We start from the raw sequence: 20,212 nt of genomic DNA, 5'->3' as shown, positions 1-20,212 counted from the left end.
TTGAGGGCGATGTGGGTATCGTTGCGTAGTCAACGTCGTTTGTTGCGATGTTCGCGAAGGTTCGGAGTTCAAATCCCCCGAGGCATAGGACATTTGGGTACTTCGCGCGCGCAATGAACAGGTAGAGCCGGTGTGTGGCGCGACCAAGACAACCAGACCGCGCATGATCATGGCCGCGACACAATACGGCAGCTACGAACAATGTCCGCGGGCGCAGTAAGTCGGACGTTTGAATGTATTCATGCTCTCGATTATTGTCTTGCGAGAGTGTTTTCTATGCATTAAACCGCTTCCTCGTCGTCTCGCTTTTTGTGATTCTGGCTCGGACAGCTCTTGACCAGCTGCTTGGCTGGACAAACGAAGGCTTCAGTCGCGGGACGGTCAAGACGATCCGACGATTTTTTTGTCCAAGAACACATAAGGAGTATTTTCGCCATGACCGACAACGACGGCTCGGATTTCATCGAGCTGACCGCGGACATCGTGTCCGCTTATGTGTCGAACAATTCTGTTCCTACGTCCGAACTGCCCGCTTTGATCAGCGATGTGCATGCCGCCCTGAGCCGCGTTGTTGGTGGTGTTGCGCCGGTTGTGCCTGCGGAGGCACCCAAGCCGGCCATTCCGGTCAAGAAATCCATCACGGCCGACTATCTGATCTGCCTTGAGGACGGGAAGAAGTTCAAGTCGCTGAAGCGTCATCTTCGTACGCAGTACAATATGTCGCCCGAGCAGTATCGCGAAAAGTGGGGCCTGCCGCCCGACTATCCGATGGTGGCCCCCAACTACGCCGAGGCGCGCTCGCAGCTGGCGAAGAAGATGGGCCTGGGTCAGCAGCGCCGCAAGCGCCGCTGATCGCTTGCCGCAGGGGAGGGCGTTGCCAATGCGAGCAACGCTTGCGACCATACAGTTTGTCTGGCCGCCGGGTTCCCGGCGGCCTTTTTCATGGCGCTCCGGCCGGCGCGCTCGGTCGGGATCGGGCTGTGCCTCGCTCCATCGGTCTCTGGCGTCTTAAGACGGCACTGACATTCCCCGCAGCGAGGCAAGACGAGGAAGAAGCAGAGGCGGAAAAGTACGGACGGCGCGCCGACGATGCGCGACCGCTCATCGCGCCCGACCCATCCGGTCCTGAGCAGCTTTATGCGGCTGCCTTGTGGGCATCCGTCTTGATGCGCTCGATCATCGCACGCACGCCGTTGGAGCGCTGCGGTGTCAGATGGGCTGCAAGCCCGAGGGATTGGTAGATCGCGAATGCATCCGTCGCGATGATTTCCTGGGCGGTGCGGCCCGAATAGATCGCGAGCGCCAGGGCAACGAGGCCACGCACGATATGGGCATCGCTGTCCCCCAGGAAATGCAGACGCGTGCCCGCTCCCGGGCCGCCTTCCCGGTGTGCCGCGAGCCAGACCTGGCTGGCGCAGCCGCGCACTTTGTTGTCATCGTTATGCGCTTCTTCCGGCAACGGGGCGAGGTCGCGGCCGAGTTCGATCAGATATCGGTAGCGGTCGTCCCACTCTTCGAGCAGCTCGAAATTGGCAATGATCTCGTCGAGGCTTGCGCTCATGTCCTGTCCGCTTGGAGCCGCGCCATAGGCAGGGCGGCATGGCGAGCGTCTTCCGCTGACAGGCGCTCCCCGTCAAGCGCTCGCCCTTCAAGATATAGGTGGAAGTTCGCTAGCGGGTAGTGGCCTGAGGCTTCTGGTTTGCTGCGCTGAGCGTGAGCGCCAGGAACCGGGAGCGCGTTTCCGGATCGAGGCCGGCCAGGATTTCGGCGGCCTCGCGGGCAGCCATCGCACCATTCGCCACCGCCCTGACATCGACCTGGCTCGCGACCTTCGCCGCGTTGCGCAGGGTTTCGGCGGCGGCGCCATCTTCGGCTTTGCCGCCATGGACGGGTGAATTGAGGGCGATGACCCCGATCACCGCCAGACTGCGCAGAAGATAGGCCATCGCTCGTTTCCCCGGTTGCCGGCAACACCGGCGCGTCCCTGAACCCGAAGACATCCTAGATCGGGATCTCAAAAGATCGCGTCATTTGTAAGCATCGCATTTGAATCGAAGGTGATGCTCTATCTTCAGCTTCCGTTCACCCTGCTGCGAACATCGAAATGAATGGAATTCGTTGGCGAAATCTCTCTAACTATCTGTATTATTTGTTGAATTTCTCCGCAAAGAACCGGCCCGGCGAGTTCGGTCCGCGATCGCCTTAAACCCCGCTTAAACCCGGGTCGGCAAGGATCGGGATGTTACAGGCAAGTCGGCCTGCCGAGGTGAGCGTTGCGTTTTCCCATCACGATGACGGCGATCAGGACCCAGGTAGCAGCGATGGTTCACCCATCTGTGCTGCCGAATTCCGTTGAGCGCATCCGCCACGAGCGCTTCATGCTGACGCGGCTGGCGCTCGGCGCGGTGGCCCTGAGCCTGGCTCCGGCCTATCTCGCCTGGCGGGGTACGATGGGCGTGCTTGAACTGCTCGTGCTGATCGCGGTGACGCTCCCGCTGCTGGCTGTTTTCATTCTCTCGCGCAGCGGGCGGCTCGAGCTCGCGCATTGCATTTCCGCCGCCGCGCTGGCGCTTCTGGTCGTCGCGCTTTCGGGCATGACCGGCGGGATCGCATCGCCGCTCCTGCTGTGGCTCGCCGCCATTCCGGCAGAGGCAATGTTCTTCGGTTCGCGGGCTTATGTTGCGCGCGCCGGCGCCATCGCTGTCGGCGCCCTGGGTTCGGTCGCGATCGTGCACACGCTCGGCCTGTCTGCGGAGCCGGCTCCCTGGGTCTCCGCTGCCATGCCGCTATTGGCTGCTGCCGCAATCCTGCATGTCGCGGCGGTTGCCTTCGGCTTTCTGTGGCGGCGCGACGACGAGATGCGCGAGCACCGTGCCTGCGGTGCACGTGCGCAGCTCTTGCTCGACCATGTCGGAGATCTCGTGACCTGGCATGATGCGACCGGCGCCGTCGTCTTTGCCAACGCGGCTTCGGCCTCCCTGACCGGCGCAGAACCGCGCGAGTTGATCGGACGAGGACTGCTTGAGCGCGTCCATGTCGCCGACCGTCCTCTCTTCCTCAAGGCGCTCAGCGATGCCGCCCACGGAGATGGGGTGGCGAGCGCCTGCTTCCGCACGCTGTTCTTGCCGCGCCAGGACGAGGCGGGAATGCCGTCCTCTCCGGTTGCCCTCTGGCTCGAAATGCAGGCGCATCGCGTCGCGAATGCCGGACCGCGGGACGGGGCAGCGGTCGTCTGCGTCATGCGCGACGTCACCGCGCGTCGCGCGCTCGACGAGGAGCGGGCGCGCGGCCATGCGGAGGCCGTCCGGGCGAGCGACGAAAAGGGACAGTTTCTCGCCACGGTGAGCCATGAGCTGCGCACGCCTCTGAACGCGATCATCGGCTTCTCGGAAATGCTGGGAACCGACACTTACGGCCTGCTCGATGCCGGCAAGCGTCTTGAATACGCCAATATCATCCATGCTTCCGGCCATCACCTCCTCGATGTCGTCAATACCTTGCTCGATGTCTCCAAGATCGAGAGCGGAGCCATGGCGATCGAGCAGGAGCCGCTCGACCTCGCGGAGCTTGCCCAGGATGGCTGCAGGCTGATGGCGCTGCGCGCCGAGGCGGAAAAGGTTGCCCTGGAGCGCGTCGTCGGCCCCGATCTGCCGCTGCTCCGTGGCGACCGTCGTGCGCTGAAGCAGGTCCTGCTGAATCTGCTCTCGAATGCGATCAAGTTCACGCCGGCCGGCGGCCGGGTCACGCTCGCCGTGGTTCGTGACGGCGACATGCTCGATCTTTCCGTGTCCGATACCGGCATCGGCATCGCGGCCGCCGATCTGCCGCGGTTGGGCGACCCCTTCTTCCAGGCCAAGGGCTCCTATGACCGTGCCTATGAGGGCACCGGCCTCGGCTTGTCGGTGGTGCGCGGCCTCGTCGGCCTGCATGGCGGCCGCCTGACGGTGGAGAGTGCTCCAGGTGTCGGGACGCGCGTCTCGGTGAGGTTGCCGGTTGGCGGCGTCGCCCAGGCCTGCGAGCCCGCAAAGATCGTTACCTTCGCCCGAGCGCCGCGCCGCGGCTTCGAAACCAAAGAACCCTATCGCCTGACTGCCTGATCGAGAGCCGACCATGTCCGTCACACTCGCAGCCCGCGCTCACTCGAACGCGACCCTGTCCGCACCGGCGAGGCGCCCTCCGCCCGCTCGCCGCAAGGCGTCCGTCCTGACGCGGATCTGGCGTGCAACCCTGCGTCGCCCGGGCCGCAGCCTGATCCTGACCCTGTTCTCGGCCGCGGCAGCGGCCATCCTGATGAATGCGCTTCTGTTTCAGAAGACCCGTCACCCCCGGCCAATCCTGTCGCAATCCGCGACGGCCACCCCGTCATCGCGTAACGCCGAGCGGCGCACAGAGCAGGCCCCTGCCGGAGCAGCTGTCGCTCCCGCTCCGGCTGCATCCGCTCCGTCCGAGCCGGCGCAGTTGCCCCCGTCGCGCCCGGGCGGCCTGACGCAGGCGGCTCGTGAAGCGGCGCCGCGTCCGCCGGCATCCGTCAATGCAGCCCCGCGCCCGGCTCCCGCTGCACCGGCCCAGGCCGCAGCACAGCGCAATCCGGCTCCGGTGCGCGACCGTGATCCGATCGCCGATCTGATCAACGGCGTCGACATGAGACCACCGGCGGATATCCGGGGCGTGGCTTCGGCCAAGCCGGCTTCGCCGCGCCGCACCGTGGAAAACTGAGGCGGATCGCGTACCCTTCCGACGATGGCGCGTCTCACCAGCGATTTTTGGGTCTCAGCCTATTTGCGGCAGGCGGCACTCGACGGCTTCGATGCCGTCCTGCGCCGTCGCGGCGCCAGCGAGGCGGGGGCGATTTTCGTCAAACTCGACCGGCTTGACGGCACGGCCGCGCTCTACGGCCCTGCGCCGCAGGCGCTGGTGGACGAGAGTGGCGTCCGCCGCTTCCAGCTTATCCTCGATTCCGACCCGTTGAGCGTTGAGGAGCGGGTTGAGCGCGAACGTCGTTTCGACCCGGACCTCTGGCTGGTCGAGATCGAAAACCGGAAGGGCGATCCCAGACTGTCCCTCGCCGAAGGCTGATCGGGCCGTCTGTCCGAACGCTCAGCTGTACTCGCGCCCGCCGCGCAGCCCGCGCCTGACTTCGTCCAGGACGGAGCGACTGTCAGGCCTGGCGGCGCCGGAACGGGCGGGCGTTCCGCTCGGGTCGAGCAGGGGCTGGTGCTGGCCCTTGCGGCTGGGCAGACCCTTGCTCTCGCCGGATATCTGCATGACGAGCCGATAGGCCACACCCGGGGTGACCGAGCGCATCAGCGCCACCAGGGCGAAGATGCGCTCCACCGAATGGGCGGCATCATCCCCAAGCCGGATCAGCAGGCGCGTCGCATCCTCGACGCTGACGCCGCCGGCGATGAGGGCGAGCGCCGTCAGGTCTCGCGAGCGATCGCGGGCCATCGCTTCGGCGAGGCGGCGCCCCGTGCCCAGTCGGCTGGAGAGCGCACCGAAGAGGCCCTCGCGATCCTGTTCGGCGGTGGCGAGCCAGCCGGCGAAGGTTTCCGCCGCAGGTGCCGGGCGTCTCTCCGAAGGGCTGATCGCGTCCAGCGCCGAAAGCGATTCGATCGTGGCGCGACGTCGTTCGGCACCGGCATGCAGGAAGAGAGGGACAAGGTCCGCGCTGTTGATGTCTCGCCGCACGAGCAGGCCCGGCACATAGGCGCCATCGTCTCGCGCCCGGTCGAGCAAGAGGTCGAGCACGGGCCGCGGCAGGGGGGCGGACGGGTTGGCAAGCAGCGCCAGATCGAGAGCCCGCTCGCCTCGGCTCGCCAGCATCAGGCTGGCCTTGGCAGGGAGGTCGGCCCGTTCCGCAACGGCAATGGCCGCTGCTGCGTCGCCATGCGCCGCAATGTCCTCGAGTTCGGAGGGCGAGACCGGGCCGCCATGGCGCATCAGCGTCGACAGGACATCCCCGCCGCGTGCCTTGAGCGCCTGCAGGACATCGGCTTGAGCATGGCGCCACCCGGCAAGCTTGCGCGCCAGGGTGACGGCTGTGCTCTCGTCGATGACGGGGATCAAGGCAAGCGCCATCTCGCGAAACGCCTCCAGATCCTCGCTGGAGGGCTGCGTCGTCGACATCAGCAGGTCGGCTTTCACGCGCAGTGAAACCTGGCTGAGATCGAGCCCGCCGTCACGCGCGAGACGAGCGAGCTGCGCAAGGTCGGCGGAAATTCGGGACGGCATACTGACTACTCGTCGGAGACTCGGTGGTTTCCGTCAACTTATGCCCGACGCGTTAATGTGACGTTAACCATGTCGGGGCCTGATGCGGTTTGAGGGCCTTGGCTGCCGGCGCCGGCCCGCGCCGTGCCATCCGTTCCCTGACTCGACCGCAACCTTAAGCGCCAACCAAGGAGGCGCATCATGGCCGTCGTCATTCCTTTCGCGCCGCGTCGGCGCAGGGTTGCCGGCTCGCTCCCGGCCGCTCCCCGGGAAACCGGGGCGATCCTGTTCTTCACCGGTGTGCGCTACGAGCGCCCGCCGGAGCCGCGCGCGCCTGGCAGGCCGGAGCGAAAGCCCGGCACTCGGTCCCGTGCCAAGTCCGCTCCCAAGCGTGCCAAGTCCGCTCCCAAGAGTGTCAGGCAGCCGGCGTGATGCTCCCGTTGCGGCGTATGCGTTCCGGTGCGGGCAGGGGGAGCCTGCAACTGGCTCTGGCGGCGGCCTTGTCGGCAGGGGCCTGCGCGCCCGGCAGCGGCGACTTCGGCCGCCCGCGTCCCGGTATCTGGAACGATACGATTGCGCCCAGCATCGGCTTCTGGTCCGCGACCGCACGCGGCGAGGCGGTATCGTATTTCCACATGACAGACGACGAGGAACAGTTGCGGGATCGGGCCTGGCGCTTCGTCATGCCGGCACATGAGCGCAACGTCTTCGAGCGTCAGGTCTCGGATCTGGCTCATGCCCGAATCCTGCCGGTCGCCGCTCAGTCCAGCAACATCTCCGATTATCATCGATCGCTGATATCCGGCTCCTTCCGGTCACAGGCTTCGCGCTACAACCGGCTGGCCGAGGATGCGAACGCTGACCGCTTGCTGATCGGGCCGTTCCGGGGCAATGCGGCCAGGGTGGTTGCGGCTGACCGGATCCGGATGAAGACGCTGGAGGCATCGCCCCTCGTGCCGCCCGATCAGAACGATCCGGCGCTCGCGCGCGTGATCGAGAATGAAGGCCTGATCCTCTGGGTCTGCGAGCGTGTCGGCTTCCGGCTGGAAAGTTACCGCTATGCGCTGGCCAATCTCGTGGTCGAGATGCCGGCGCGCGACGCGGTCAGGGCCGAACGCAGCATCATGGCGCTCGAGGCCGAGGCCGGGCCCCTCTGCAAGCTGCCGCTGATCGGCACCTTCCGGAATGACGAGCCGTCCAGGCCGGTGGTCCACAAGGGTTGATCAATCGGCCAGGCCGCAGGCGACGCTCTTGGCCATCGCCTCGGCATCGGACCGGTCGGACGGCAGCTTCGCCAGCACACGCGCGACGATCAGGCCCTGCTCCGTGTCGGATACGACACGCAGTTCGCGCGTGGTCTCTCCCTCCTCGTCGCGTGCAAGCCGCTCGTCGAGCTGTTCGCTGGTCATCACCACGAATTCCAGAATCCCGCGGATCGCGGCGCGGTCCGTAATGGCGTAGCCGACACCGCCGCCACGCCGGTGCAGCGACAGTCCGAGCGGCAGCGAACCGACGCGCGCCACCACCCGCATTGGGCCCGCACTCAGATCATAGCTGCAAACGGCGGTCACGAGAGCAGGATCAGCATCACGCGGGGCCGGCAGTTCGGCCCTCTGCGCCGTCACCAGTTCGGCCTGCCCCCCGGTGCCCAACGCCGCATAGGCCGTTGCCGCATCGCGCTCCGACAGGAGAGGGATCAGCAGCACGGTCACGATATGGACGATTCCCGCCAGCAGCAGCCCGGCCACCGTCGCCAGGGCGAAGCGACGGATCGCAGTCGTGATGCGCTGACGCCAATTCACCGTCCGGTTTGACTTCGCAATGACAGGACCGGAAGTACCGTGGGAGGACTCGAAGGTCGTCATCGGCAATCGATCCGGCCGATGCGGGGAAGGGACTCCGGACGCAACTCGCTCGCATGTCCCGAGATCGGCGTATCGTAGAGCCTCAGCCGAAACTGGAAATGCCCACGAATGGGCAATGGCAGCCAATTCCCGGCCTCAGGCGTCGTCCCAGCGACCGCTCGCAAACCGGCGCTCTCGTCGCGCACGATCTCGGCATCGGTGAACCCGCTGCGTTCGAGCGGCAGGTGGAAGGCGTGTCCTGCGGTATCGGTGACGTTCAGTGTCCAGCCCCGCGTCGTCGGCGTCGTTCCCGTGATGAGATAACGGCAGCGCCCATCGAGCATCTGGCCGCTCTCGTCGCGCTCCGCGATCAGCTCGAGCCCTTCGCCGGAGCCAAGCGGCAGATGAACGCCACGGGCCAGATAGGCCCGCATATAAGGATCGACATCGCGCCCGCCGCTGCGCGGCCACGCTGTCCATGAGCCGACCTGCAGCCTTCCGAGCGGAGGACGCTCCGCGACGGCAAGATGTGCCGAGGCGAGCCCCAGCCCGGCGCCGAGTGCGATGATGTAGGAGAGAGTGAGGATGCGCACGGCGAAGCCTGTTCAGCGGATACGGCTTGCGCCACCCGGTGGCGTCATATCCTGGATGCCGGCCTGGGCCGTCCGTCCTGCAGCGCGCACCGGTTCAATCGTTCGGAACATCGCGCCGACGGCCGAGAGCACTTCGAAGGACTGGCGCGGCATATGGCCAGCCCCCGCACCCGGCGTTGCGGTGTCGGCTGCAGGAGCGTTGGCCTTGGCGAGCGCTGCGACCTTCGGATCGATCACGGGCGTCACGCCCGGGATCGGTTTCAGTTCCAGCCCCTGATGGGCGAACTGCATGATCTCCTTCCAGGTCATCGCCGGCAGGGAACCGCCCGTCATATTGGCGGTCTCCGACGAGTCATCGTTGCCGAACCACACCGCGCCGACCAGATTGCCGGAATAGCCGACATACCAGGCGTCCTTGTAGCCATTGGTGGTGCCGGTCTTGCCGGCCGTGACGACGCCGTCGAGCGCGGCGCGACGCCCGGTGCCCTCGGTCGGAACCTTGGACAGCATGAAGTTCAAGTCCTGCGAGACCTGGGTGCTCAGCACGCGCTTGCCGGTGCTGTCGTCGCGATCATGCCGATAGATCAGATCGCCTTGCGAATTATGGATGTCGATCGCGGCATAGGGCTTGGCACGCAGCCCGCCATTGGCGAGCACGGCATAGCCCGCTGCCATATCCATGACCGTCACCTCGGCTGCGCCGATGGGCAGCGAGACCGTGTCGGTCAGCGGCGTGGTCAAGCCCATGGCGCGCGCGGTTTCGATGATCTTCAGCCGGCCGATGCGCGCCGCGCGTGCCTCATGGGTCTCGCCCGTGGCGCGGCCGATCGCAACCGACATCTGCACCGGGATCGTGTTGATCGATTTCGCCAGCGCCACCGTCAGCGGTAGCGATCCGGCATAGGAGCGGCCGTAATTGTTCGGACACCAGTTTCCGATGCAGACCGGGCGATCGGTCACGATCGTATTCGGACGGTAGAGGCCAGACGAGAGCGCTGCTGCATAGACGAACGGCTTGAACGAAGAGCCTGGCTGCCTTGCTGCCGTCGCGCGGTTGAATTGGCTCGCGCCGTAGTCGCGCCCGCCGACGATCGCGCGCACGGCGCCGTCGGGATCCATGACCACGCTCGCCGCCTGTTTGGCATGATAGGCCGGGCCATGCTGGCGCAGGATCGTTTCGATCGCGTGGTCGGCACGATCCTGGATTGCCGGATCATGCGGCGTCTTGACGGTCAGCACCCGGTCCGGGCCGATCTTGCCGTCCTCAGCCAGCTTGCGAACCTCTTCGAAGGCCCAGTCGAGATAGTAGTCGGGGCTGGCGTCCCGTTTGCGATCGACCGGGGTGGCCGGGTTGCGCTTTGCGCTGTCGATCTGGCCTGCCGTCATGAAGCCGGCATCGACCATCGCGTTCAGCACGTCATTGGCGCGGGCACGGGCCGCCGGCAGATTGACGTGAGGCGCATATTTGGTCGGCGCCTTGAACAGGCCGGCCAGCATGGCGGCCTCGGCGACGCTGACATCCTTCACGGACTTGCCGAAATAATATTCCGACGCGGCCGCCACGCCAAAAGTACCGCCGCCCGTATAGGCGCGGTCGAGATAGAGCTTGAGGATCTCGTTCTTGGTCAGCCTGTATTCGAGCCACAGAGACAGGAACGCTTCCTTGATCTTGCGGTCGAGCGACCGCTCATTGCTCAGGAAGAGGTTCTTGGCGAGCTGCTGGGTCAGCGACGACCCGCCTTGAACCACGCCCGAGGCCCGTGCGTTCACCGTGATCGCGCGAAAGGTCCCGAAGATGTCGATGCCGAAATGGTCGTAGAAACGCCGATCCTCGGTTGCCAGAACGGCCTTGATGAGATGGTCCGGCAGTTCCTCGAGCTTCAGCGAGTCGTCATGGCGCGCGCCGCGATGGCCGAGCTCGGAGCCGTACCGGTCCAGGAAGGTCACCGCGAAGACCTGATGCTTGAGCGCCTCCTCGCGGCCCTCGCGGAAGGCGGGGATTGCGAGCATGAGCAGGACGAGAGCGCCGGCGATCCCGACATTCAGGCCCTCGCTCGCGACCTCCGCTACGACCCGCTTGCCGCCGGAGACGGTCAGCCGGTCGGCATAGCTGCGCACGCGCTCATAGGCTTCGCCCGCGCGGCGGCCCGCGCCCCAGAGCGTGTCGTCGATCCATGAATCGACGCCAAGCGCGAAGCGCTTGAGACGGGTCGTCCAGTGTGCCTTCCTGAACTCCATCGCCGCCCGGGCCACCCTGACGAAAAGCTGCCGTTATCTCCTGCCGCGACCGGATGGTGTTGGCAACCCAAAGCGCCCCTTGGGAAGGACATAGGATCGACCTATGCGCACGGGAAGGCCAGCGTCATCCTTTAAACAGCTGAACAGCAGGTTTTGCGCCAGACGATCCGTGCCATTGCGAAACAGTCTGTCCGGAGCAGCGTGCAACTGGGATGCGCGGCATCGCGGCGCTTTCCACGAACTCCACGAGGGCGCATAAGCGCTTCCATGACGGACGCACCCATCCGGCCAGAGCCATTCTGGCGTAGCAAGACGCTCGACGAGATGACCCCGCAGGAGTGGGAATCGCTCTGCGACGGCTGTGGGCGCTGCTGCCTCGTGAAGCTGGAGGATGAGGATACCGGTCGCATCCACGCCACCGATATCGGCTGCAGATTGTTCGATGCCGGCGCATGCCGCTGCAAGGATTACTCCAATCGCTCGACGATCGTTCCCGATTGCGTGACACTCACTCCGGACGAGGTTCGCACGCTCCCTTGGCTGCCGCCGACCTGCGCCTATCGTCTGGTCGGGGAGGGACGCGACCTGCCCTGGTGGCATCCGCTGGTGTCCGGCGATCCAGCGACGGTCGTCGCGGCCGGCGTCTCGGTGCGCGGTCGGGTCTTCGCCAGTGAAGATGACGTGCATGAGGACGACCTGCCCGAACGTATCGTCAACTGGCCGCTGCGTTGGCCGCGCGCGGCGCGCAGCCCTTCGCGTGGCTGAGAGCGTCGCAGATCTGCAGCAATCCTGCTGCAGCCTCGCTCATTGATTGTTCATCCGCTTTTCGGCATGACCTCGCCGGTCCCTGCTGCCCGGCTGTCTGTGCCGGTGGCGCTTCGCATGAAACTTTTGGATCGCCGGCGCGTTCATGAGCCCGGCTGGATGAAGAGGTAGTTGTGATGGCTGGTGGGAAGTGGGTCTACACCTTCGGCGACGGCAAGGCCGAGGGTGAAGCGGGCATGAAGAACCTGCTCGGCGGCAAGGGCGCGAACCTCGCCGAGATGAGCAATCTGGGCTTGCCGGTCCCGCCCGGCTTTACGATCACCACCGAGGTCTGCACCCACTATTACGAAAACGGCAAGAATTTCCCGCCCGATCTCGCCGGGCAGGTGAAGGCTGCGCTTGCAGAGATGGGACGTCTCACCGGCAAGGTCTTCGGCGACCCCGCCAATCCGTTGCTCGTTTCGGTGCGCTCCGGCGCCCGCGCCTCGATGCCCGGCATGATGGATACCGTCCTCAACCTGGGCCTCAACGACGTCACCGTCGAGGCCGTGGCGAAGGCCTCGGGCGATGCCCGATTCGCCTGGGACAGCTATCGCCGCTTCATCACGATGTATTCGAACGTCGTGCTCGACGTCGACCACGGCCATTTCGAGGAGGCGCTCGAGGACTACAAGGAGCGCAAGGGCCAGCATCTCGACACCGATCTCTCGGCCGATGACTGGAAGGTGCTGGTCGGTCGCTACAAGGACATCGTGAAGAAGGCGCTCGGTGCCGAGTTCCCGCAGGAGCCGCAAGAGCAGCTCTGGGGCGCCGTCGGCGCAGTGTTCTCGTCCTGGATGAATGGCCGGGCGATCAAATATCGCGAGCTCAATACCATTCCGGCCTCCTGGGGCACGGCCGTCAACGTCCAGTCGATGGTCTTCGGAAACATGGGCGAGACCTCGGCCACCGGAGTTGCCTTCACCCGCAATCCCTCGACCGGCGAGAACGCGCTCTATGGCGAGTTCCTGATCAATGCGCAGGGCGAGGATGTCGTTGCCGGCATCCGCACGCCGCAGGACATTACCGAGGTGGCGCGTCAGGCCGCCGGTTCCGACAAGCCTTCGATGGAGAAGGCGATGCCTGCGGCCTATGCCGAGCTCTGCCGGATCTACGGCATCCTCGAGAAGCATTATCGCGACATGCAGGACATGGAATTCACCATCCAGGAGGGCAAGCTCTGGATGCTGCAGACCCGGTCCGGCAAGCGTACCGCCAAGGCCGCGCTCAGGATCGCGGTCGATCTGGCGCAGGAGGGATTGATCGGCGAGGAGGAGGCGGTCGGCCGCGTCGAGCCCGGCGCTCTCGAACAGCTCCTGCACCCGGCGATCGATCCCAAGGCCGAGCGACGGGTGCTGACGACCGGCCTGCCGGCGTCGCCCGGCGCGGCGGCCGGCGAGATCGTCTTCAATTCAGACGACGCCGAGGCTGCCAGGAAGGCGGGCCGCAAGGTCATCCTGGTCCGGGTCGAGACGAGTCCGGAGGATATTCATGGCATGCATGCCGCCGAAGGTATTCTCACCACGCGTGGCGGCATGACCTCGCATGCGGCGGTCGTGGCGCGCGGCATGGGCAAGCCCTGCGTCTCCGGCGCCGGGCAGATCCGGGTCGACTATGCCAAGGGCACGATGACGGTGGGGCCGACCACGCTGAGGGCCGGCGATTTCATCACCATCGACGGCACCCTCGGCCAGGTCCTGCTGGGCGAGGTCAAGATGCAGCAGCCGGAGCTCTCCGGCGATTTCGGCACACTGATGGGCTGGGCCGACAAGGTTCGCCGCCTCAAGGTTCGCGCCAATGCCGAGACGCCGCGCGATGCCCGCGCTGCGCGCGACTTCGGTGCCGAGGGCATCGGGCTCTGCCGCACAGAGCACATGTTCTTTGACGAGGATCGCATCCTGCCGATGCGGGAGATGATCCTCGCCGGCGACAACAAGGGACGGCGCGACGCGCTGGCCAAGCTCCTGCCGATGCAGCGGCAGGACTTCGTCGAGCTCTTCACCATCATGCAGGGTCTGCCGGTCACGATCCGCTTGCTCGATCCGCCGCTGCACGAGTTCCTGCCGCATACCGATGCGGAGATTGCCGAGGTGGCGCGCGCCATGGCGGTGACGCCGGACGTGCTCCGACGCCGGGCGGCCGAATTGCACGAGTTCAATCCGATGCTCGGCTTCCGCGGCTGCAGGCTGGCGGTGGCCTATCCCGAAATTGCCGAGATGCAGGCCCGCGCCATCTTCGAGGCCGCCGTGATCGCGGCGCGCGAGACCGGCAAGCCGGTCATCCCGGAGGTGATGGTGCCGCTGGTGATGGGCGTCGCCGAACTCGACCTCGTCAAGGCTCGCATCGACGCCATGGCCAAGGCCGTGATCGGCGAAAGCAAGACCGAGTTCACCTACCAGGTCGGTACCATGATCGAGCTGCCGCGTGCCGCCTTGCGTGCCGAGGAGATCGCCCGCAGCGCCGAATTCTTCTCCTTCGGCACCAATGACCTGACCCAGACCACGCTCGGCATCAGCCGCGACGACGCCGCTTCCTTCCTCGGCTCCTACACCGCCAACGGTATTCTGGAATCCGACCCTTTCGTCACCATCGACCAGGAGGGTGTTGGCGAACTCGTCAAGCTTGCGGTCGAGCGCGGTCGCCGGAGCCGCCCGCGGATCAAGCTGGGCATTTGCGGTGAGCACGGCGGCGACCCGGCCTCGATCGGCTTCTGCGAGAGCATCGGTCTCGATTACGTCTCCTGCTCGCCCTTCCGGGTGCCGATCGCACGCCTGGCCGCGGCGCAGGCGGCACTGGGTGCGATCAAGGCCAAGGACGCCTGAGCATTTCTTGGACATCGGTCTCGGGCCTGCGCCATGCTGCGCCCGAGACCGACAATCCCGCATTGGCGCGATAACGCTCACCGGTCTAGTTTCGCACCATGCAGACGCGTATTGGCCAACTCTCCCGCCCTTTCGGCAAGCTCTATTACGAGGTCACGGGCTCCGGCCCGCCGATCGTGTTCGCTCATGGGCTGGGCGGCAATCATCTGTCCTGGTGGCAGCAGGTCGCTCATTTCAGCCCGCGGCACAGCTGCGTGACCTTCGCTCATCGCGGCTTCTCGCCGTCGGAGCCGGTGGCCGGCGGTCCTGATCCGGCAGACTATGCCGGCGATCTTGCCGCGCTGATCACCCATCTGTCGCTGGAGCGGCCGGTCCTGGTCGCGCAATCCATGGGCGGCTGGAGCTGTGTGGACTATGCGCTGGCGAACCCCGGGGCGGTGAGAGGGCTCGTCATGGCCTGCACCACCGGCACGCTCGATTTCGGCAAGGCCGAAAGCGATATCTCGAGCGAACTCGCGGCCTGGCAGCGGCGAGTCGATGAGACTCTGCCGCGTTGGGCCGAGAGCGGTATCCATCCCGCCTGCGGCGAAGCCTTCGCGAAACGCTTGCCGGCGCTCTACGAGCTCTACAAATCCATCGACCGCATCAATGCAGGCCTGGACAAGGCCCTTGTTCGACAACGCATCTGGGAGGCGCGCAACCGCTCGCCCGCGGACCTTGCCGCACTCGATTGTCCCGCCTTGTTCCTTTCAGGCGCCGATGACCTCGTCGTCCCACCTTGTGGCGTAGAGGCCGTCGCCGCCCATGCTCCGCGGGGCCGCTTCGTCAGCGTTCCCGAAACGGGCCATTCCGTCTATTTCGAGGATGCGACGCGTTTCAATGCCGAGGTCGACCGCTTCATGTCCGAGTTGAAGGGCTGAGACCGTGCCGTCTCGCGCGCTGACCACGATCGGCTTCGATGCCGACGACACGCTCTGGCAGAACGAGCAGTTCTTCCGGCTGACGGAGGACCGTTTCGTCACCCTGCTCGGCGAGCACGGCGAAGCGGCCGACATCTCCGGCAGGTTGCTGGATGCGGAGCGCCGCAATCTCGGCTTCTACGGATTTGGCATCAAGGGCTTCACGCTCTCTATGATCGAGACCGCGATCGAGATCACAGGCGGCAATGTGCCGGCCTCCGTCATTGCGGAGATCCTTGCCGCCGGGCGTGAGATGCTGGCGCATCCGGTCGAGACGCTTCCGGGTGTACAGGAAACATTGGAGGCTTTGGCCTCCGAATACAGGCTGGTGCTGATCACCAAGGGCGATCTCTTTGATCAGGAACGCAAGCTCGCCCAGTCAGGGCTCGGCGATTTCTTCCAGGCGGTCGAGATCGTCAGCGACAAGAGCGTCACGACCTATGAACGCATCTTCGCCCGTCATGGTGACGGCGCGAGACATGCAATGATGGTCGGCAACTCGCTGAAGTCGGACATCCTGCCGGCGCTGCAGGCGGGGGCCTGGGCCGTGCATGTGCCGCATGAACTGACCTGGGTGCTCGAACATGCCGAGGAACCGGTTGCGGAGCAGCGCTATCGCCGGCTGACGGATCTGGGTGGCCTCGTCCGGCTTCTGGGCGAGATCGACTGATCGTGAGAGCGCCGCCATGTCGGACGGCCATCGAGGCACTCCGTTGCGCATCAGGGCGCTGCGCTGGACCCGCATTGCAATTTATGCTAGTGCCGCCCATGTAAGACGAGATGCGGCCGGGTTCTGGCCAATCCTCCGCGCGGGATTTCCCGGTCGGCGGGCACGATTCAGATCCACCACACATCGTTATCAAGGCCACGGCGAGGCGTCCGCGCGTCAAGTCGTGTCTTCCACATACGAACGCGGATCTGAAACGTAAGGACTACCCCTATGAACAAGGGCACCGTGAAGTGGTTCAACACCACCAAGGGCTATGGCTTCATCACCCCTGAGGCCGGCGGCCAGGACGTTTTCGTCCACATCAGCGCTGTCGAGCGTGCCGGCCTGCGCGAGTTGCGCGATGGTCAGGTCGTCTCCTTTGAGCTGATCGCCGATCGCAAGACCGGCAAGTCCTCGGCCGGCAATCTCGTCGTCGCCTGAGGCTGAATACTGACCGGGAGGGTGTCCGCACTCTCCCGGCTCTCTCTACCGATACCTTTACAACAATACCTTTCGGCGCAGTGGCTAGCGGTTCGCCGGACGGAAATGACGTACTTCAATGCCGAATCCATTCGGTGGCGCAGCCGGTTTCCACATGCGCCCCTTGCGTTTCGGCTTCAGAAAGACCTGTTTTGACACAATTTACAGACCTCGGCCTCGCCGAGCAGCTTCTCAAGGCGCTCGCGGCTGAAGGTTATTCCAAGCCGACGCCCATCCAGGCGCAGGCCATCCCCCCTATTCTCGAAGGCAAGGATCTGTTCGGCGCGGCCCAGACGGGCACGGGCAAGACGGCCGCCTTCTCGTTGCCGATGCTGCACCGGTTGCTCAACAACCCGCGGCGCATGCAGCCGCGCTCGGTGCGTGCACTCATCCTGAGCCCGACGCGTGAACTCGCGGCGCAGATCGAGACCAGCATCCGCACCTACGCCCAGTTCACCACAGTCAAATCGGCTGTGATCTTCGGCGGCGTGCCCGTCGGCAAGCAGATCCGCGCGCTCGGGCAGACCGTCGACATCCTCGTCGCCACGCCCGGCCGCCTGCTTGATCTTGTCGACCAGCGCGCAGTCTCGCTGCGCGAGATCGAGTTCCTGGTGCTCGACGAGGCCGATCAGATGCTTGATCTCGGCTTCATCCATGCCTTGCGCCGGATTGCGACGCTGATCCCGGCCAAGCGCCAGACCCTTCTGTTCTCGGCGACCATGCCGAAGCAGATCCGCGAGATCGCCTCGGCCTATCTGACCAATCCGGTCGAGGTTGCGGTGACGCCGGTCGCCACGACCGCCGAGAAGGTCGAGCAGCGCGTCATTTTCACCGACCCCGGCCACAAGCCGGCCCTGCTGGCGAAGACGCTCGGCGTGCCGGAGATGGAGCGCGCGATCGTGTTCACGCGCACCAAGCATGGTGCGGACAAGGTCGTGCGCCAGCTTGAGCAGTCCGGCATCAAGTCGGCCGCCATCCACGGCAACAAGAGCCAGGGCCAGCGCGAGCGCGCCCTCGGCGCTTTCCGTGATGGCGAGCTGCGCATTCTGGTCGCGACCGACATCGCGGCGCGCGGCATCGATGTCGACGGCGTCAGCCATGTCGTGAATTTCGACCTGCCGAACGTGGCGGAAACCTATGTCCACCGCATCGGCCGCACCGCGCGCGCCGGTGCCACAGGCGTCGCCATTGCCTTCTGTACCCCGGAAGAGCGCGGCGACCTCGCGGCGATCGAGAAGCTCACCCGCGTTTCGCTGACCCCGGTCGGCGAGGTGCCGCACTGGGATGGCCGCACGCCAAAGAAGCCGCCGCAGAACCAGGGCCGCGGCCGCAATGGCCAGGGCTCCGGTGGTGGGCGTGATCATGGCCGGCCGCAGGGCCAGCGCCAGGGCGCGAAGCCGCAGCAGGCGGGCAAGCCCCAGCATGCCGGCGGTCAGCGCAGCGAGACTCCGCGCAATGACCGTCCGCCGCAGCGTACTGAGGCGCCTTCGGCGCGAAAAGACAGCGTTGCCGGCAAGGAAGGGCTTGGCGGCGTCGCGTTCTTGCAGCAAAGAACAGAGCAACGTCGCAATGGCGGCGCCCGGCGCCGCGCGAACTGACGCGCGGATAGCCAGGGGACGATCGGGCCGGCGGATCCCTCTGATCCGGTCGTCCGCCCAAGGCGCAGAAGAAGGACCAAGGAATGGCGAAAGAAGAACTTCTCGAGTTCGACGGCACGGTGGTCGAGGTGCTGCCCGATGGAAACTATCGGGTGAAGCTCGACAATGACCACGTGATCCTGGCCTACGCGGCCGGCAAGATGAAGAAGAACCGCATCCGTACGATCGCCGGAGACCGGGTCGTCGTCGAGATGTCGCCTTATGATCTTGATCGTGGCCGCATCAACTTCCGTCAGAAGACGGCGGGGCCGGCTCCGGGCGGGCCGCCGCGCAGTCAGAACTTCCGTCGCCGCTGAGCCACAGCATGCGCTTCAGCCGGGTTGAACTGCTCTTCCTCGCTGCAGGCGCAGGCCTCGGAGGCCTTGTCGCACTCGCGGCCCATACTGGATGGCTGGCGGGATCGGCAGCTTTCCCGCGCTACCTGTTTGTCCTGATCGGGCTCGGCCTCATCGAAGTCGCCTTTGGTTTCGTGACGGGCCGCCCTCCCGGCGCCCTTGTCGGGATGCCCGCCCGGATCCTGGCCTTCGTGCTCGGTCTTGGCGTCCTGGCGCTGGTCACCGGCGGCATCGCCTGACACATTCCCCCAACACATGAAGGACCGCGCGCTGGCGCGGGGTGCCGAGTGCTGGCCAGCATCGGGGAGACGTGCTAATATCCTTATGCTCAAAACGAGCATAGCTGGCTAGCAACAGGCCGGCGGCGACCCGGAGCGGAGCTCCGGCATCGCAGGGATGAGGAGGATGCCATGTCTTTGGGCTTGGAAAAATCGTCTTTGGGCTTGGAAAAGTCTCGGGGCTTCGATTCCGGCAACGGTGTCGCCCCGGCAACGGTCGCGCGCCGCAGGGACGATCCGCGCTTCCGGCCACTGCCGATGCCCGACCTGACCTGGACCCCAGAGGTCGAGGCTGCGACCGCGCATCTCTACGAGAAGGTCAAGGCCGTCATTCCGGCGGTCGAATGGCCGTTCTTCGCGCCGACGATCAAGGCGATCAACGAGCTGAAGCAGGTCCGCAACGCGGTCATCCTCGGCCATAACTACATGACGCCGGAGATCTTCCATTGTGTCTCCGACATCGTCGGCGACTCCTTGCAGCTTGCCAAGGTGGCCTCCAAGACCAAGGCAGAGGTCATCGTGCAGGGCGGCGTGCATTTCATGGCCGAGACCTCGAAACTGCTCAGCCCCGAGAAGATCGTGCTGATGCCGGACATGAAGGCCGGCTGCTCGCTGGCCTCTTCGATCACCGGCGCCGATATCCGCCTGTTGCGCGAGCGCTATCCCGGCCGCCCGGTCGTGGCCTATGTCAACACCTCGGCCGATGTGAAGGCTGAGGTCGACATCTGCTGCACCTCGTCGAATGCGGTGCAGGTGGTCGAGAGCCTGGGCGTGCCGGAAGTCATCTTCGTGCCCGACCAGTATCTGGCGAAGAACGTCGCGGCGCAGACCAAGGTGAAGATCATCTCCTGGGCCGGCGCCTGCGAGGTGCATGAGCGCTTCACCGCCGACGAGCTCGTGCGCTACCGCGAGGCCGATCCGAGCATCAAGATCGTCGCCCATCCGGAATGCCCGCCGGAGGTCGTCGCCGTTGCCGATTACACCGGCTCGACCAAGGGCATGATCGACTGGGTCAAGCATGAGCTGCCGGGCCGCGTCCTGCTCGTCACCGAATGCTCGATGGCGGACAATGTCGCGGCCGAAACGAAGGGCGTCGAATTCGTGCGGCCCTGCAATCTCTGCCCACACATGAAGCGCATCACCTTGCCCAAGATCCTCGAGTCGCTGGTCTACATGCAGCATGAGGTGGTGATCGATCCGGCGATGGCCGAGAAGGCCCGCCGCTCGGTCGAGCGCATGGTCAACCTGACGATGTAAACCCGCATGCCTCTCGCCTGAAGGG

21 protein-coding genes are annotated in these 20,212 nt (G+C 65.4%); 15 read left to right on the top strand and 6 right to left on the bottom strand.

The window, feature by feature from the left end; translation table 11 throughout:
• The first annotated feature begins 435 nt into the window (after positions 1–435).
• Positions 436–852: a MucR family transcriptional regulator gene (locus FG93_RS08790; protein WP_043233741.1), complete on the top strand. Its 417-nt coding sequence runs from the start codon at positions 436–438 to the stop codon at positions 850–852.
• A 283-nt stretch (positions 853–1,135) separates the two neighbouring features.
• Here FG93_RS08790 and FG93_RS08785 read toward each other — a convergent pair whose 3' ends face one another.
• Together FG93_RS08785 and FG93_RS08780 are read right to left on the bottom strand one after the other, a co-directional pair.
• Complete coding sequence (locus FG93_RS08785) at positions 1,136–1,561, bottom strand: SufE family protein (protein ID WP_043233740.1); 426 nt, start codon at positions 1,559–1,561, stop codon at positions 1,136–1,138.
• Between the two features lie 109 nt (positions 1,562–1,670).
• The gene (locus FG93_RS08780) at positions 1,671–1,946 is read right to left on the bottom strand and encodes a hypothetical protein (RefSeq protein WP_043233739.1); all 276 of its coding nucleotides are present in this window, start codon (positions 1,944–1,946) and stop codon (positions 1,671–1,673) included.
• A 375-nt stretch (positions 1,947–2,321) separates the two neighbouring features.
• On the opposite strand from FG93_RS08780, the gene FG93_RS08775 reads away from it, so the two are divergent.
• The 3 genes from FG93_RS08775 to FG93_RS08765 are packed head-to-tail and all read left to right on the top strand — an operon-like array spanning position 2,322 to position 5,076.
• Positions 2,322–4,097 (top strand): ATP-binding protein, encoded by a 1,776-nt coding sequence (locus tag FG93_RS08775; RefSeq protein WP_161783796.1) that lies wholly within the window; start codon positions 2,322–2,324, stop codon positions 4,095–4,097.
• Positions 4,098–4,110: 13 nt separating this feature from the next.
• On the top strand, positions 4,111–4,716 hold the full coding sequence (locus FG93_RS08770; protein WP_043233737.1) for a hypothetical protein: 606 nt from the start codon (positions 4,111–4,113) through the stop codon (positions 4,714–4,716).
• Between the two features lie 24 nt (positions 4,717–4,740).
• Positions 4,741–5,076 (top strand): DUF1491 family protein, encoded by a 336-nt coding sequence (locus FG93_RS08765; RefSeq protein ID WP_043233736.1) that lies wholly within the window; start codon positions 4,741–4,743, stop codon positions 5,074–5,076.
• A 21-nt stretch (positions 5,077–5,097) separates the two neighbouring features.
• Here FG93_RS08765 and FG93_RS08760 read toward each other — a convergent pair whose 3' ends face one another.
• On the bottom strand, positions 5,098–6,231 hold the full coding sequence (locus FG93_RS08760; protein WP_043233734.1) for a DUF2336 domain-containing protein: 1,134 nt from the start codon (positions 6,229–6,231) through the stop codon (positions 5,098–5,100).
• 180 nt (positions 6,232–6,411) lie between these two features.
• On the opposite strand from FG93_RS08760, the gene FG93_RS33150 reads away from it, so the two are divergent.
• Positions 6,412–6,642 carry a hypothetical protein gene (locus tag FG93_RS33150; RefSeq protein ID WP_152579362.1) on the top strand — a complete coding sequence of 77 codons (231 nt, stop codon included), beginning with the start codon at positions 6,412–6,414 and terminating at the stop codon, positions 6,640–6,642.
• Positions 6,639–7,433: a hypothetical protein gene (locus FG93_RS08755; protein ID WP_152579361.1), complete on the top strand. Its 795-nt coding sequence runs from the start codon at positions 6,639–6,641 to the stop codon at positions 7,431–7,433. The genes FG93_RS33150 and FG93_RS08755 overlap by 4 nt, the downstream gene beginning before the upstream one ends.
• On the opposite strand, the gene FG93_RS08750 is transcribed toward FG93_RS08755, so the two are convergent.
• Genes FG93_RS08750 through FG93_RS08740 form a run of 3 tightly spaced genes read right to left on the bottom strand, consistent with a single transcriptional unit; the run spans position 7,434 to position 10,885 of the window.
• Positions 7,434–8,075, bottom strand: a complete 642-nt coding sequence (locus tag FG93_RS08750) for a hypothetical protein (RefSeq protein ID WP_052513524.1) — start codon at positions 8,073–8,075, stop codon at positions 7,434–7,436. It abuts the gene before it with no gap.
• On the bottom strand, positions 8,072–8,647 hold the full coding sequence (locus FG93_RS08745) for a DUF1214 domain-containing protein (RefSeq protein ID WP_052513523.1): 576 nt from the start codon (positions 8,645–8,647) through the stop codon (positions 8,072–8,074). The genes FG93_RS08750 and FG93_RS08745 overlap by 4 nt, the downstream gene beginning before the upstream one ends.
• Positions 8,648–8,659: 12 nt before the next feature.
• Positions 8,660–10,885: a transglycosylase domain-containing protein gene (locus FG93_RS08740; protein ID WP_043233733.1), complete on the bottom strand. Its 2,226-nt coding sequence runs from the start codon at positions 10,883–10,885 to the stop codon at positions 8,660–8,662.
• Between the two features lie 267 nt (positions 10,886–11,152).
• Between FG93_RS08740 and FG93_RS08735 the strand changes: the two genes are divergently transcribed.
• The 9 genes from FG93_RS08735 to nadA all read left to right on the top strand — a co-directional run bounded on the left by FG93_RS08735 (position 11,153) and on the right by nadA (position 20,187).
• Positions 11,153–11,650, top strand: coding sequence for a YcgN family cysteine cluster protein (locus FG93_RS08735; protein ID WP_043233731.1), 498 nt, complete (start codon positions 11,153–11,155; stop codon positions 11,648–11,650).
• 176 nt (positions 11,651–11,826) lie between these two features.
• Positions 11,827–14,511 carry a pyruvate, phosphate dikinase gene (gene ppdK, locus FG93_RS08730; protein WP_043233730.1) on the top strand — a complete coding sequence of 895 codons (2,685 nt, stop codon included), beginning with the start codon at positions 11,827–11,829 and terminating at the stop codon, positions 14,509–14,511.
• Positions 14,512–14,609: 98 nt separating this feature from the next.
• Entirely contained in the window at positions 14,610–15,431 is an 822-nt protein-coding gene (locus tag FG93_RS08725; RefSeq protein ID WP_043233728.1) for an alpha/beta fold hydrolase, read from the top strand.
• A gap of 4 nt (positions 15,432–15,435) precedes the next feature.
• Positions 15,436–16,140, top strand: coding sequence for an HAD-IA family hydrolase (locus FG93_RS08720; RefSeq protein ID WP_043233727.1), 705 nt, complete (start codon positions 15,436–15,438; stop codon positions 16,138–16,140).
• Between the two features lie 270 nt (positions 16,141–16,410).
• Positions 16,411–16,620 carry a cold-shock protein gene (locus FG93_RS08715; RefSeq protein ID WP_043233725.1) on the top strand — a complete coding sequence of 70 codons (210 nt, stop codon included), beginning with the start codon at positions 16,411–16,413 and terminating at the stop codon, positions 16,618–16,620.
• Positions 16,621–16,811: 191 nt separating this feature from the next.
• Positions 16,812–18,257, top strand: coding sequence for a DEAD/DEAH box helicase (locus FG93_RS08710; protein ID WP_052513522.1), 1,446 nt, complete (start codon positions 16,812–16,814; stop codon positions 18,255–18,257).
• An 83-nt stretch (positions 18,258–18,340) separates the two neighbouring features.
• Positions 18,341–18,613 carry a translation initiation factor IF-1 gene (gene infA, locus FG93_RS08705; RefSeq protein ID WP_043233724.1) on the top strand — a complete coding sequence of 91 codons (273 nt, stop codon included), beginning with the start codon at positions 18,341–18,343 and terminating at the stop codon, positions 18,611–18,613.
• Positions 18,614–18,621: 8 nt separating this feature from the next.
• The gene (locus FG93_RS08700; protein ID WP_043233722.1) at positions 18,622–18,891 is read left to right on the top strand and encodes a hypothetical protein; all 270 of its coding nucleotides are present in this window, start codon (positions 18,622–18,624) and stop codon (positions 18,889–18,891) included.
• Between the two features lie 204 nt (positions 18,892–19,095).
• On the top strand, positions 19,096–20,187 hold the full coding sequence (gene nadA, locus FG93_RS08695) for a quinolinate synthase NadA (protein ID WP_043233775.1): 1,092 nt from the start codon (positions 19,096–19,098) through the stop codon (positions 20,185–20,187).
• The last annotated feature ends 25 nt before the right edge of the window (positions 20,188–20,212 follow it).

The sequence above is a fragment of the Allobosea sp. LC85 genome (genome assembly GCF_000735605.1).
Classification (GTDB): Bacteria; Pseudomonadota; Alphaproteobacteria; order Rhizobiales; family Beijerinckiaceae; genus Allobosea.
This window is presented reverse-complemented; position numbering and strand designations above follow the sequence as displayed.

Coding starts and splice junctions, on each gene's coding strand:
- FG93_RS08790 (WP_043233741.1), top strand. CDS start 436: ATGACCGACAACGACGGCTCGGATTTCATCGAGCTGACCGCGGACATC.
- FG93_RS08785 (WP_043233740.1), bottom strand. CDS start 1,561: ATGAGCGCAAGCCTCGACGAGATCATTGCCAATTTCGAGCTGCTCGAA.
- FG93_RS08780 (WP_043233739.1), bottom strand. CDS start 1,946: ATGGCCTATCTTCTGCGCAGTCTGGCGGTGATCGGGGTCATCGCCCTC.
- FG93_RS08775 (WP_161783796.1), top strand. CDS start 2,322: ATGGTTCACCCATCTGTGCTGCCGAATTCCGTTGAGCGCATCCGCCAC.
- FG93_RS08770 (WP_043233737.1), top strand. CDS start 4,111: ATGTCCGTCACACTCGCAGCCCGCGCTCACTCGAACGCGACCCTGTCC.
- FG93_RS08765 (WP_043233736.1), top strand. CDS start 4,741: ATGGCGCGTCTCACCAGCGATTTTTGGGTCTCAGCCTATTTGCGGCAG.
- FG93_RS08760 (WP_043233734.1), bottom strand. CDS start 6,231: ATGCCGTCCCGAATTTCCGCCGACCTTGCGCAGCTCGCTCGTCTCGCG.
- FG93_RS33150 (WP_152579362.1), top strand. CDS start 6,412: ATGGCCGTCGTCATTCCTTTCGCGCCGCGTCGGCGCAGGGTTGCCGGC.
- FG93_RS08750 (WP_052513524.1), bottom strand. CDS start 8,075: ATGACGACCTTCGAGTCCTCCCACGGTACTTCCGGTCCTGTCATTGCG.
- FG93_RS08740 (WP_043233733.1), bottom strand. CDS start 10,885: ATGGAGTTCAGGAAGGCACACTGGACGACCCGTCTCAAGCGCTTCGCG.
- FG93_RS08735 (WP_043233731.1), top strand. CDS start 11,153: ATGACGGACGCACCCATCCGGCCAGAGCCATTCTGGCGTAGCAAGACG.
- ppdK (WP_043233730.1), top strand. CDS start 11,827: ATGGCTGGTGGGAAGTGGGTCTACACCTTCGGCGACGGCAAGGCCGAG.
- FG93_RS08725 (WP_043233728.1), top strand. CDS start 14,610: ATGCAGACGCGTATTGGCCAACTCTCCCGCCCTTTCGGCAAGCTCTAT.
- FG93_RS08715 (WP_043233725.1), top strand. CDS start 16,411: ATGAACAAGGGCACCGTGAAGTGGTTCAACACCACCAAGGGCTATGGC.
- infA (WP_043233724.1), top strand. CDS start 18,341: ATGGCGAAAGAAGAACTTCTCGAGTTCGACGGCACGGTGGTCGAGGTG.
- FG93_RS08700 (WP_043233722.1), top strand. CDS start 18,622: ATGCGCTTCAGCCGGGTTGAACTGCTCTTCCTCGCTGCAGGCGCAGGC.